The sequence below is a fragment of the Citrobacter sp. Cc139 genome, assembly GCF_030334645.1.
Classification (GTDB): Bacteria; Pseudomonadota; Gammaproteobacteria; order Enterobacterales; family Enterobacteriaceae; genus Citrobacter; species Citrobacter werkmanii.
The window spans coordinates 97,280-109,072 of sequence record NZ_JAOWDM010000081.1 but is presented as its reverse complement, the minus strand read 5'-3'; the positions used below and the strand labels follow the sequence as shown (position 1 = coordinate 109,072).

The following is an 11,793-nucleotide window of genomic DNA, read 5'->3' as shown; positions in this document are numbered from 1 at the left end:
GGTACGCAATGCGTAAGCAGTGGCTTGGTATCTGCATCGCAGCAGGAATGCTCGCGGCGTGTTCGAATGATGATGGTCAGCAACAGGTTGCTGTCGCGCCGCAGCCTGCGGTGTGTAATGGTCCGATTGTTGAAATCAGCGGGGCCGATCCGCGCTTTGAACCCCTGAACCCAACGGCGAATCAGGACTACCAGCGTGATGGTAAGAGCTACAAAATAGTCCAGGATCCCTCCCGCTTTAGCCAGGCTGGGCTTGCCGCTATTTATGATGCGGAGCCTGGAAGCAATTTAACCGCGTCTGGTGAAGCGTTTGACCCAATGCAGTTGACCGCTGCGCACCCGACGCTGCCGATCCCAAGCTATGCCAGAATCACCAACCTGGCAAACGGCAGGATGATCGTCGTACGCATTAACGATCGCGGCCCTTATGGCAACGATCGCGTTATTTCACTTTCACGTGCCGCCGCCGACCGTCTGAACACGTCTAACAACACCAAAGTGCGTATCGACCCTATCATCGTCGCGCAGGATGGTTCATTATCCGGCCCGGGTATGGCCTGCACGACTGTGGCGAAACAAACCTATGCCCTGCCGGCTCGTCCTGATTTAAGCGGTGGCGGCGCGATGTCTTCCGCACCGGATGCGGGTCAGCCGCAAAACGATATCCGCCCTATCAGTAATTCCACGCTGAAAAGCGAGGATACGAGCGGTGCGCCGGTCAACAGCAGTGGTTTCCTCGGCGCGCCGACAACGCTTGCTGCCGGTGTACTTGAAGGCAGCGAACCCACGCCTGCGCCACAGCCTGTAACCGCCGCTCCCGCAGCGTCAACTGCCCCGGTAACCGCGCCAGCGACCGTTGCCGCGCCAGCCGCTACGGCCAACGGACGCTATGTCGTTCAGGTCGGTGCCGTTAGCGATCAAACCCGTGCGCAGCAGTATCAAAAGCGCTTAAGTCAGCAGTTTGGCGTCCCTGGACGGGTAGTGCAAAACGGCGCGGTATGGCGTATTCAGATGGGGCCATTCGCCAGTAAAACTGAAGCCTCCTCATTGCAGCAGCGTCTTCAATCCGAGGCGCAATTACAGTCCTTCATCACTGGCATGTAATAACGTAATCCGGGTATCTGAATTGTCAATTTCCGTAAATGACATTAACAAAGTCACGCGGAAAGTCAGATGCCTGCCCGTTATGCATTTGCTATAGTAGGGCACTTTTTTTAATTTCATCACGGACGTCGTAGTTCAGACCATGAAGACCACTTTTTCCGCTCGTTTCGTGCAGCGTATGGCGCTCACCGCGGCTCTCTGCGCAGCTACTCTCTCTGCTGCCCATGCCGATGACCTGAATATTAAAACCATGATCCCCGGCGTTCCGCAGATCGATGCGGAGTCGTATATCCTGATTGATTACAACTCAGGTAAAGTTCTGGCAGAACAGAATGCTGACACTCGCCGCGACCCCGCCAGCCTGACCAAGATGATGACCAGCTATGTCATCGGCCAGGCGATGAAAGCCGGGAAGTTCAAAGAAACCGATCTGGTCACCGTCGGCAATGACGCATGGGCTACGGGTAACCCGGTCTTTAAAGGTTCATCGCTGATGTTCCTCAAGCCTGGCATGCAGGTTCCTGTCTCTCAGTTGATCCGTGGTATTAACCTGCAGTCCGGGAACGACGCATGTGTGGCGATGGCTGACTTCGCTGCCGGCAGCCAGGATGCTTTCGTCGGCCTGATGAACAGCTATGTGAACGCGCTGGGTCTGAAAAACACCCACTTCCAGACCGTTCATGGTCTTGATGCTGACGGTCAGTACAGTTCAGCCCGCGATATGGCGATGATTGGTCAGGCGCTGATTCGCGATGTGCCTAATGAATACTCTATCTATAAAGAAAAAGAGTTCACCTTTAACGGCATTCGTCAGTTAAACCGTAACGGTCTGCTGTGGGATAACAGCCTGAATGTCGACGGTATCAAAACCGGTCACACCGATAAAGCTGGCTATAACCTCGTTGCATCCGCAACCGAAGGCCAGATGCGTCTGATCTCCGCCGTAATGGGTGGCCGCACCTATAAAGGTCGCGAAACCGAAAGTAAAAAACTGCTGACCTGGGGCTTCCGTTTCTTCGAAACCGTCAACCCGCTGAAAGTGGGTAAAGAATTTGCCTCAGAACCCGCCTGGTTTGGTAACACCGATCGCGCATCGTTAGGTGTCGATAAGGATGTCTACCTGACTATACCGCGTGGTCGTATGAAAGATCTGAAAGCAAGTTATGTGCTGAACACCACTGAACTGCACGCGCCGCTGCAGAAAAACCAGGTTGTCGGTACCATCAACTTCCAGCTTGATGGTAAAACCATCGAACAGCGCCCGCTGGTCGTGCTGCAGGAAATCCCGGAAGGCAACTTCTTTGGGAAAATCATTGATTACATTAAATTAATGTTCCATCACTGGTTTGGCTAAAAATCGAACACTTGAAAGTGTGATTTACGTCCCCATATACTAGGTATCCAGATAACTCCCACGCGCTGTGGGAGTTATTATTTTTTGATGTAACGCCGGAGCTGACATGAAAACCAAACTTAACGAACTGCTTGAATTCCCTACTCCATTTACTTACAAAGTAATGGGGCAGGCGTTGCCTGAGCTGGTTGATCAGGTGGTTGAAGTGGTACAGCGCCATGCGCCAGGTGATTACTCTCCGACGGTAAAACCGAGCAGCAAAGGCAACTACCACTCGGTCTCTATCACCATCACTGCTACACACATTGAGCAGGTTGAAACACTGTACGAAGAATTAGGCAATATTGATATCGTACGCATGGTGCTGTAAAAACCTGTCGGTTACCCGCTGCATCCCCGCTCGGGTAACCCCTTCCTCCTGTGATATACTTTTCCCCTCTTTAACATTCTCTACTCTGTGTGAGTATCTACGGAGATGCCGTTTTGTATCAGGATAAAATTCTGGTCCGCCAGCTCGGTCTTCAACCTTACGAGCCAGTCTCTCTGGCCATGCACGAATTTACCGATACCCGCGATGAAAACAGTCATGATGAAATCTGGCTGGTAGAGCATTATCCTGTCTTTACCCAGGGTCAGGCCGGTAAAGCCGAGCATGTACTGATGCCGGGAGATATTCCGGTGATTCAGAGCGATCGCGGCGGTCAGGTGACCTACCACGGACCTGGTCAACAGGTCATGTATGTGCTGTTGAACCTGAAACGCCGCAAACTGGGCGTTCGCGAACTGGTTACGCTGCTGGAGCAAACTGTCGTCAATACCCTTGCGGAAATTGGCATCGACGCCCACCCGCGAGCCGATGCGCCAGGCGTTTATGTCGGTGAGAAGAAAATCTGCTCATTAGGGTTACGTATTCGTAAGGGATGTTCATTTCACGGCTTAGCGCTTAACGTGGATATGGACCTGTCGCCTTTCCTGCGTATCAACCCTTGCGGTTATGCCGGAATGGAGATGGCAAAAGTATCGCAATGGGATAGCGCTGCCACGACTGAGAGCATTCGCCCACGCTTGCTGGCCAACATTCTGGCGCTGTTGGGTAACCCACCGCACGAGTACGTTGCGGACTAAAAAGGCTGTCATACTTTGCCATGGCATATGTTGTGGCAAATGGCACAAAACAACAACTATTTTACATTTTGCCAGCCTGTCAGGCTGCTTTCTGGCCCGTTTCAATGATATACTGCGTATCACTAATTCAAAAATAGTTGATAAATGCAACATTCCCTTGAATTGAAACGCTTTCCTTCGTAATTCGCAACTGGAACACGCAAGCTATGAGTAAACCCATTGTGATGGAACGCGGTGTTAAATACCGCGATGCCGATAAGATGGCTCTTATCCCGGTTAAAAATGTGGCAACAGAGCGTGAAGCCCTGCTGCGTAAACCGGAATGGATGAAAATAAAACTGCCAGCGGACTCCACCCGCATCCAGGGCATCAAAGCGGCAATGCGCAAAAACGGCCTGCACTCTGTCTGCGAAGAAGCTTCCTGCCCTAACCTGGCTGAATGTTTCAATCACGGAACCGCAACCTTTATGATCCTCGGCGCAATCTGTACTCGCCGTTGCCCATTCTGTGACGTTGCCCATGGCCGTCCGGTTGCGCCTGATGTCAACGAGCCGTTGAAACTGGCTCAGACCATTGCGGACATGGCGTTGCGCTATGTCGTCATTACCTCCGTTGACCGTGACGATCTGCGTGACGGCGGTGCTCAGCACTTTGCTGACTGCATCACCGCTATCCGCGAGAAAAGCCCATCGATTAAAATCGAAACGCTGGTGCCTGACTTCCGTGGTCGTATGGATCGCGCGTTGGATATCCTCACGGCCACGCCGCCGGACGTATTTAACCACAACCTCGAAAACGTACCGCGTATTTACCGCAATGTCCGTCCGGGAGCGGACTACAACTGGTCGCTGAAGCTTCTGGAGCGTTTCAAGGAAGCGCACCCGGAGATCCCGACTAAATCGGGTCTGATGGTAGGTCTGGGTGAAACCAATGCCGAAATTATTGAAGTGATGCGCGATCTGCGCAGTCATGGCGTGACCATGCTGACGCTGGGGCAGTATTTGCAGCCGAGCCGCCATCACCTGCCGGTGCAACGCTATGTCAGCCCGGATGAGTTCGACGAGATGAAAGCCGAAGCCATGGCGATGGGCTTTACCCATGCAGCCTGCGGCCCGTTTGTTCGTTCTTCATACCACGCTGATATGCAGGCCAAAGGGCTGGAAGTGAAGTAATCGTGTAATACTCACTTACATATCAGCAATAAAAAAACCGGCAATTTGCCGGTTTTTTTCATACAGAGCACACAGTATGAGCATCATGCTCCTGATATTACTCTTTATGAGAGAGCTTTTCCGCCTGAACGCTACCATCAGCCTCTTTCCTGGCATCGGTATTATCGTCGTTCATCGCTTTCTTAAAGCCCTTAATTGCCGTTCCCAGGTCTCCACCCAGTGTACGTAACTTCTTGGTACCAAACAGCAGAACGACCAGTGCGGCAACCACCAGCAGTTTGGTAATACTAATCTCACCCATAGATACCTTCTTAACTTAAACCAGGCTACATAATGCGCCATATTAACCTGAGAATATTAACGGCCTTTCGACGCGCGCACACAATAGCAATCTGTAACAAGGTGAATCAAGTCTTGTTTAAAAAAACGTCATAATAATTGCGGTGGCGCAAAGCGTCGGTTAATTAACACCGGAAGTTGCGCCCTGACCTGCTTCACCCGCTCTGCAGAAACCTCGGCCATAATCAGCGCCGGTGTTTCTGCCGCTGCGGCAATGGTCACCCCAAAGGGATCGATGACCCGGCTTTGCCCAATATTCTTATTACCACATTCTCCAGCGGCAATAACATAGCAAGTGGCATCAAGAGCCCTTGCCGCCAACAATGTTGCCCAGTGATGCTCTTTTAGCGCTCCCCGCACCCAGGCGGCAGGTAAAGCGAGAATGTCTGCCCCCTGCAGAGCGTGCGCTAACGCCAGCTCAGGGAAACGCAGGTCATAGCAGGTCATCAACCCTACCTTTAATCCGTCTACGTCCAGCAGCGGCGCTATGGCGTCTCCTGCATCGACATTTCGCGACTCCTGAATCGCAAACGCGTCGTAAAGATGCAATTTTGCATAATGGGCAACAACCCGACCTCCCCGCAACGCCACCAGCATGTTAAAAGCCCGACCTGGCACAGAAGGAACATGAATCGTCAGAATTGTCGTCATCTCATTTTGCGCGCTTTCTCGGAGTAAACGCGTCAGGAACCCACCCTCCAGCAATTGCGCTGACTTCACTGACAGGTCAGGGTCAATATCGTTACGGGCCAGCAAAGCCTCCGGTAGTACCAACAACGATACTCCCTCTCCTGCGGCCTGAGACATTAATGAAGCGCAGGTTTCTGCATTCTTTTCCCACGAAGGTCCCACGGCAAACTGCCCTGCTGCAACGAACATATTCCCTCCAGAAAAGTTTGTCAGGCTCGCCAACAGTGATTATTCAGCGTTACACTCATCCTATATACAATCAAATAGCAGGATTTAGCAGTGTTACAACTTCTTTTAGCGGTTTTTATCGGTGGTGGTACAGGTAGCGTAGCAAGATGGATGTTGAGCATGCGCTTCAACCCACTGCATCAGGCTATCCCATTCGGTACGCTGGCGGCAAACTTACTTGGCGCGTTTATCATTGGTATGGGTCTGGCGTGGTTTAATCGCATGACAAACATCGATCCAATGTGGAAAGTGCTGATTACTACCGGCTTTTGCGGCGGATTGACAACGTTCTCCACCTTCTCGGCAGAGGTCGTGTTTTTACTTCAGGAAGGACGCTTTGGCTGGGCTATGGTGAATGTGCTGGTTAATCTGCTGGGATCATTTGCGATGACCGCCCTGGCATTCTGGCTGGTTTCTGCCTCTCCCGCACATTAGAGCGAAAAAAACCCGCAATTAAGCGGGTTTTGAATGCTTGCTGTCGTATGCTTACAGAGCGATTACGTTTGCAGCAGAAGGGCCTTTGGCACCGTTAGTGATTTCGAACTCTACGCGCTGACCTTCAGCCAGAGTTTTAAAACCATTGGTCTGGATTGCAGAGAAGTGTACGAACACGTCTTTGCTGCCATCTTCCGGAGTAATGAAACCGAATCCTTTGGACTCATTAAACCACTTAACGTTACCTTTAATCTTAGACATCAAAATTACCTTTACATGAAAAATAGACACAAATGCTGTGTCGGGTATCAGTACAACAATTGTGATGCGCTTTGTCCAGTCGAACTTTATCAAAAAGTGATAAATGTCGCGTTATTTTTCAGTAACCGTTCCCATCCATATGTTTTTAATGGTTTTTTTAAAACCTGACTGACAATACAGGCAGCCCATCAAAACTGGAAGCGTAACCACGCAAAGTAGACGTTACCATTGTTATAGGTTCCTGGAATGTAGGTCATCTGGAACGTTGCCGGACCATAACCGATTGACGCCAGCGGCAACAGCACCGGCACGGGAATGTAGTTCCAGTTATCGCGCGCGGTAAAGCCAGCAGTGAAGCCGAGGCCGGTATGGAAGTTTTCATCAGGCAGCGGTCGCCAGGTTTTCTCCCAGCCGTAGCCGCCAATCGGTTCCCATTTATTGTAGGAATCCTTAAAGGCCATAATATAAAGCCCGTGCCAGTTACCTTTATCATCCCAACGGGATTGGCCAAATCCGGCCCCCCATGGGCGTTCATTGTAGCGATCCGTTTTTTCTTTATCGTAGGCAAAACGGGCATGCCAGGTAATAGCCGGTACATACAGGTCATAATGCTCCGGCTGCTGCCAGGTTTCACTGACATTATCTTTAAACGTGGCAAACCAGCCTTTATCTTCAGCAGCGCCCTGGGGAATGAAAGCTAACTGAATAAAAAGAAATGAAAAAATGAGAAAATATCGTTTAGCGACAATCACAACTTAATTACCATCCTGGGAGTTATCAGCAATTGTAGCAAACCCAACCTTAATGTTAACTTAACAAAAATGCGCAGGTAAAAAATCAGAATATTCTTCGGGCAATACTTATAAGATGATTCCCCCTCTATTTAATGGGCTTTATTACAGGAATAATTTTCTCTTGATTGCTAATAAATTGTTCTTTTCAAACGTGACGGACAAATAAAGAAACAATAATTTAACACTATCATATCAAAATAGACACAACAGCAATGCTGTTTCACAGTTTTTGCCGGGGATATTCTTTTTTAAACCACGATGTTGAAAAAACAGTCAGGCCATCGGTTGAATCCGTATTTTTATTGATTTCAATCAGCAATAGTTATCGGTTTATTAGGCACATTCTGTCACCACTTTTTACTTTTTTTAGTTTTTTTACTTTCCGGGCAGCAATGCGACAGGGGAAACAATGTTGACATTTATTGAACTCCTTATTGGGGTTGTGGTTATTGTGGGTGTAGCGCGCTACATCATCAAAGGTTATTCCGCCACCGGCGTACTGTTTGTTGGCGGTCTGGTTTTGCTGATTATCAGTGCGGTGATGGGACATAAAGTTCTGCCTTCCAGCGCAGCAACGACGGGCTATACTGCTACAGACATTGTTGAATACATTAAAATTTTGCTGATGAGCCGCGGTGGCGATCTCGGCATGATGATTATGATGCTGTGCGGTTTTGCCGCCTACATGACGCATATTGGCGCGAACGATATGGTCGTTAAGCTGGCCTCCAAACCGCTGCAATATATCAACTCACCTTATCTGTTGATGATTGCCGCCTATTTTGTCGCCTGTCTGATGTCGCTGGCAGTCTCCTCAGCTACCGGCCTGGGCGTATTGCTGATGGCAACGCTTTTCCCGGTCATGGTAAACGTTGGGATCAGCCGTGGCGCCGCGGCGGCCATATGCGCTTCCCCTGCCGCAATCATTCTTTCACCGACATCCGGTGATGTGGTGCTGGCGGCAAAAGCCGCAGAAATGCCGTTGATTGATTTCGCGTTTAAAACCACGCTGCCAATTTCTATTGCCGCCATCATTGCTATGGCGCTCGCACACTTTTTCTGGCAGCGCTACCTAGATAAAAAAGAGAACATTTCTCACGAAATGTTAGACGTAGCAGAAATCACCACTACCGCGCCGTCGTTTTACGCCATCCTGCCGTTTACACCGATCGTAGGCGTTCTGATTTTTGATGGTAAATGGGGTCCGCAGCTGCACATTATTACTATCCTGGTACTATGCATGCTCATCGCCGCTGTTCTGGAATTTGTTCGCGGATTCAATACTCAGAAGGTGTTTTCAGGTCTGGAGGTCGCTTACCGGGGCATGGCGGACGCCTTTGCTAACGTAGTGATGCTGCTCGTCGCTGCGGGTGTTTTTGCCCAGGGCTTGAGTACCATCGGCTTTATTCAAAGTCTGATTTCTATCGCCACCTCGTTTGGCTCAGCGAGTATTATTCTGATGCTGGTACTGGTGATCCTGACCATGCTGGCAGCAATGACCACGGGTTCCGGTAACGCGCCGTTCTATGCTTTCGTTGAGATGATCCCGAAACTGGCACACTCTTCCGGCATTAACCCGGCTTACCTTGCAATCCCGATGCTTCAGGCCTCCAACCTCGGGCGTACCATATCTCCGGTCTCCGGCGTCGTTGTGGCGGTGGCAGGGATGGCGAAGATTTCTCCGTTCGAAGTCGTGAAACGTACCTCGGTTCCGGTACTGGTCGGACTGCTGGTGGTGATTATCGCCACCGAAGTGATGGTACCGGCAACGTCTGCCCTGATTGGCGGTTAACGATACCTGTCAATACCTGACCTTAATACACAAAATCATTTATGCTGCATCGCGGCGGCAAGTAAAGAAATCCCCAGGAGCATAGATAACTATGTGACTGGGGTTTCTGCACGCAGCCAACAAAGAGGCAGCTTAAAGGATGACGTGTATTAGCCGCCGTGATAAATACGCTGCGGTCTACCCACCTTCCCGTGAATAATCTCCGCGATAATCAAATGGCGGCTGGCACAGTACTCCAGATAACGTCTGGAGGTCGTACGACTGATGGTGAGCGCCTGGGCGATCGTTTCCGCAGTATGATGTACCGTCGGATCGGCAAATAGCTTCAGCACCGCATTCAGCGTTAACGCATCAATCCCGGTCGGCAAATCGCCTTTCGGCTCGCCGCGCGCGTAGGCGTTAAACATTTCATCAATCTGCTTTTGACTGGCGCTGTCATTGCCTGCCAGCATACGTCTGCGCTGTTGATACCGCGTCAGCGTCTGCCCCAACCGCTCGTAAGCGATAGGTTTGACCAGATAATCAAACGCGCCGCTGCGCACGGCCTCGGAGACCGTTTCCATATCGCTGGCCGCCGTGGTAAAGACCACACCGCCCGGATAACGCGCCTGGGTCAGCTCATGCAACAAAGTAATACCCTTACCGTCCGGCAAGTAGTTATCAAGAAGAATCAAACCGGGCTTAAAACGCTCAATCATCATTCTTGCCTGCGCAAGATTACCCGCCAGCCATATCTGGCTGAAGCCGGGTATATGGCGGATATATTCAGCATGCATTTCCGCCAGTAGCGTTTCATCCTCAACGATCAGTAGCGTTAATGGTTCCGTCATTATTTTTTTTCACTTTCGGAAGAAATAAAGAAAATAAGGTGCCGCAAGGGGAGTTATCTTCGAGCGTAATCACCCCGTTACAGCGCCTCACATAACTTGCAATCAGATACAAACCGATGCCATGTTCGCCTGGTTCATCGGTACGGGTGCTTACACCCTGTTCAAATATTTTTTCACGCAATGCTTCCGGCACACCGCATCCCTGATCAGCAACTTCGATGACCACATCATCCCCTTCGTCGCTCAAATAAAGTTCGACGACTTTGTTGCCTTGCTGGGTGCGTAAACTCGCTTCAAATGCATTATCAAGCAGATTGCCAACAATTGCTGCAAACTCTGTGCTATCCAGCCCTTCAGGCAGTTGGCGCAGTTGGCTGCCAGGAACAATGGTCATTGTAAGACCCAGTTCCCGCGCACGTTGTACCTTGCCAAATAACAGACCCGCCACCTGACGATCGGCAAAGGCGCCGCGCAGGCTGTCAATCAGTTGTTGCTGTGCCTGTGACTCGCCCTGAACCATAGCCAGCACCCGGTCATACTCTTTCATTTGCAGCAGGCCATTGATAGTCGACATCCAGTTCAGGTGCTCATGACGCAGCGTTCTCAGGCTCTCAACATACTGTTTGATTTGCGTTAATTGCGCATTAAGGGTAGCAATTTCATCTTTACTACGAAAACTGATAATGGCGCCGAGCAGTTCGTCACCGGAGCGAATCGCCTCACGGTTGGCGATAACGCTCAACCCATTAAAATTAACCATCGCATCCTGGCGTTGTTCCGCAATCTGCTGGGTGAAAAAGTCCGCTGGCTGAACGACTTCATTTACCGGTTTGCCCAGCCACTTTCTGCCCGGCGATGACAGCCCCAGCATTTTCCTCGCACTGCGGTTTATCGCAGTGATATATCCGTCAGGATCCACGGCAATCAACCCTTCATACACCGAGCTGAACAGCGCTTCCTGCTGACGCACCACCCGCGCGATTTGTTTAGGCTCCATCCCCAACATCTGCCGACGAATATGGGCAGCAAAAAACCAGGAGAGCAGCATAAGTACCAACAACAGCAGGATAAATACCCCAGCCATTGGCAGTAAGAAATCCGATCGCCAGCTATCAATTTTACTGATCAGATAGCCAATTGAGACCACGCCAATGATTTTGCCATCGTCATCAAAGATAGGGGTTTTGGCGCGCATTGCCATCCCAATAGATCCTTTGCCGGTAATAAAGTAGCTCTCACCTTTTTCCAGCGCGCCAGGCTTGGTGAACTGCATCGGGTAACCAATTTTTTCCGGGTTCGGATGATAAAGACGAATAGAGTGGGTATCTCCAATCACCACATAATCGAAATCAGTCCCGCTCTGTAGTTTGTCGGCAATAGTCGCCAGACGCTTGTAATCACGATGCTTCACCGCCGTGATGATGCTGTCATTAGAGGCGATGATTTTGGCCTGGTTCATTGCCATATCGCGGACATGTGTCGTCAGATAATCTTCAAAACTGGCGGTAAAGTATTGTGCTAACGCTGCGATAATAAGAACAGAAACGACCAGAATGAGCAGAAAAATGCGTAACGGAAACGCCAGACTGCGAAAAAAAGGAAACCGTGTTTTATTTTTCTGTTCTGCCATAAATTTTCCTCACCGACGTTACCGAAACTTATTTTCTATT

The 11,793-nt window shown here is 50.3% G+C and carries 13 protein-coding genes; 7 read left to right on the top strand and 6 right to left on the bottom strand.

Going from position 1 to position 11,793, the window contains the following annotated elements; translation table 11 throughout:
- The first annotated feature begins 8 nt into the window (after window positions 1-8).
- The 5 genes from rlpA (at window position 9) to lipA (ending at window position 4,754) form a co-directional block, all read left to right on the top strand.
- Entirely contained in the window at window positions 9-1,103 is a 1,095-nt protein-coding gene (gene rlpA, locus OGV69_RS12040; RefSeq protein WP_069323156.1) for an endolytic peptidoglycan transglycosylase RlpA, read from the top strand.
- 142 nt (window positions 1,104-1,245) lie between these two features.
- Window positions 1,246-2,457 (top strand): D-alanyl-D-alanine carboxypeptidase DacA, encoded by a 1,212-nt coding sequence (gene dacA / locus OGV69_RS12035; RefSeq protein ID WP_038638745.1) that lies wholly within the window; start codon window positions 1,246-1,248, stop codon window positions 2,455-2,457.
- 106 nt (window positions 2,458-2,563) lie between these two features.
- A complete protein-coding gene (ybeD, locus tag OGV69_RS12030) occupies window positions 2,564-2,827 on the top strand; it encodes a DUF493 family protein YbeD (RefSeq protein ID WP_003022706.1) in 264 nt (87 codons plus the stop codon).
- 113 nt (window positions 2,828-2,940) lie between these two features.
- The gene (gene lipB, locus OGV69_RS12025; RefSeq protein WP_042309816.1) at window positions 2,941-3,582 is read left to right on the top strand and encodes a lipoyl(octanoyl) transferase LipB; all 642 of its coding nucleotides are present in this window, start codon (window positions 2,941-2,943) and stop codon (window positions 3,580-3,582) included.
- A 206-nt stretch (window positions 3,583-3,788) separates the two neighbouring features.
- Window positions 3,789-4,754: a lipoyl synthase gene (gene lipA, locus OGV69_RS12020; protein ID WP_069323155.1), complete on the top strand. Its 966-nt coding sequence runs from the start codon at window positions 3,789-3,791 to the stop codon at window positions 4,752-4,754.
- Between the two features lie 97 nt (window positions 4,755-4,851).
- Here the strand turns inward: lipA and tatE are convergent, their stop codons facing one another.
- Together tatE and OGV69_RS12010 are read right to left on the bottom strand one after the other, a co-directional pair.
- Window positions 4,852-5,055 (bottom strand): twin-arginine translocase subunit TatE, encoded by a 204-nt coding sequence (gene tatE, locus OGV69_RS12015; protein WP_038638735.1) that lies wholly within the window; start codon window positions 5,053-5,055, stop codon window positions 4,852-4,854.
- Window positions 5,056-5,183: 128 nt separating this feature from the next.
- The gene (locus OGV69_RS12010) at window positions 5,184-5,972 is read right to left on the bottom strand and encodes a deaminated glutathione amidase (RefSeq protein ID WP_038638732.1); all 789 of its coding nucleotides are present in this window, start codon (window positions 5,970-5,972) and stop codon (window positions 5,184-5,186) included.
- Window positions 5,973-6,062: 90 nt separating this feature from the next.
- On the opposite strand from OGV69_RS12010, the gene crcB reads away from it, so the two are divergent.
- Window positions 6,063-6,446: a fluoride efflux transporter CrcB gene (crcB, locus tag OGV69_RS12005; RefSeq protein ID WP_003831281.1), complete on the top strand. Its 384-nt coding sequence runs from the start codon at window positions 6,063-6,065 to the stop codon at window positions 6,444-6,446.
- 51 nt (window positions 6,447-6,497) lie between these two features.
- On the opposite strand, the gene cspE is transcribed toward crcB, so the two are convergent.
- Together cspE and pagP are read right to left on the bottom strand one after the other, a co-directional pair.
- Complete coding sequence (cspE, locus tag OGV69_RS12000) at window positions 6,498-6,707, bottom strand: transcription antiterminator/RNA stability regulator CspE (RefSeq protein WP_000034825.1); 210 nt, start codon at window positions 6,705-6,707, stop codon at window positions 6,498-6,500.
- A gap of 188 nt (window positions 6,708-6,895) precedes the next feature.
- Window positions 6,896-7,459: a lipid IV(A) palmitoyltransferase PagP gene (gene pagP / locus OGV69_RS11995; RefSeq protein WP_038638726.1), complete on the bottom strand. Its 564-nt coding sequence runs from the start codon at window positions 7,457-7,459 to the stop codon at window positions 6,896-6,898.
- A gap of 451 nt (window positions 7,460-7,910) precedes the next feature.
- On the opposite strand from pagP, the gene dcuC reads away from it, so the two are divergent.
- The gene (gene dcuC, locus OGV69_RS11990) at window positions 7,911-9,293 is read left to right on the top strand and encodes an anaerobic C4-dicarboxylate transporter DcuC (protein ID WP_069323154.1); all 1,383 of its coding nucleotides are present in this window, start codon (window positions 7,911-7,913) and stop codon (window positions 9,291-9,293) included.
- 149 nt (window positions 9,294-9,442) lie between these two features.
- Here the strand turns inward: dcuC and dpiA are convergent, their stop codons facing one another.
- Both dpiA and dpiB read right to left on the bottom strand, forming a co-directional pair.
- On the bottom strand, window positions 9,443-10,123 hold the full coding sequence (gene dpiA, locus OGV69_RS11985) for a two-component response regulator DpiA (RefSeq protein ID WP_003831279.1): 681 nt from the start codon (window positions 10,121-10,123) through the stop codon (window positions 9,443-9,445).
- The gene (gene dpiB / locus OGV69_RS11980; protein ID WP_038638721.1) at window positions 10,092-11,753 is read right to left on the bottom strand and encodes a sensor histidine kinase DpiB; all 1,662 of its coding nucleotides are present in this window, start codon (window positions 11,751-11,753) and stop codon (window positions 10,092-10,094) included. Before dpiB ends, dpiA begins: the two co-directional genes overlap by 32 nt.
- Window positions 11,754-11,793: the final 40 nt, after the last annotated feature.

What these genes read in the sequence shown, in the direction of transcription:
- dacA (WP_038638745.1), top strand. Translation starts at nt 1,246, where the DNA reads ATGAAGACCACTTTTTCCGCTCGTTTCGTGCAGCGTATGGCGCTCACC.
- OGV69_RS12010 (WP_038638732.1), bottom strand. Translation starts at nt 5,972, where the DNA reads ATGTTCGTTGCAGCAGGGCAGTTTGCCGTGGGACCTTCGTGGGAAAAG.
- dcuC (WP_069323154.1), top strand. Translation starts at nt 7,911, where the DNA reads ATGTTGACATTTATTGAACTCCTTATTGGGGTTGTGGTTATTGTGGGT.
- cspE (WP_000034825.1), bottom strand. Translation starts at nt 6,707, where the DNA reads ATGTCTAAGATTAAAGGTAACGTTAAGTGGTTTAATGAGTCCAAAGGA.
- dpiA (WP_003831279.1), bottom strand. Translation starts at nt 10,123, where the DNA reads ATGACGGAACCATTAACGCTACTGATCGTTGAGGATGAAACGCTACTG.
- lipA (WP_069323155.1), top strand. Translation starts at nt 3,789, where the DNA reads ATGAGTAAACCCATTGTGATGGAACGCGGTGTTAAATACCGCGATGCC.
- tatE (WP_038638735.1), bottom strand. Translation starts at nt 5,055, where the DNA reads ATGGGTGAGATTAGTATTACCAAACTGCTGGTGGTTGCCGCACTGGTC.
- ybeD (WP_003022706.1), top strand. Translation starts at nt 2,564, where the DNA reads ATGAAAACCAAACTTAACGAACTGCTTGAATTCCCTACTCCATTTACT.
- rlpA (WP_069323156.1), top strand. Translation starts at nt 9, where the DNA reads ATGCGTAAGCAGTGGCTTGGTATCTGCATCGCAGCAGGAATGCTCGCG.
- dpiB (WP_038638721.1), bottom strand. Translation starts at nt 11,753, where the DNA reads ATGGCAGAACAGAAAAATAAAACACGGTTTCCTTTTTTTCGCAGTCTG.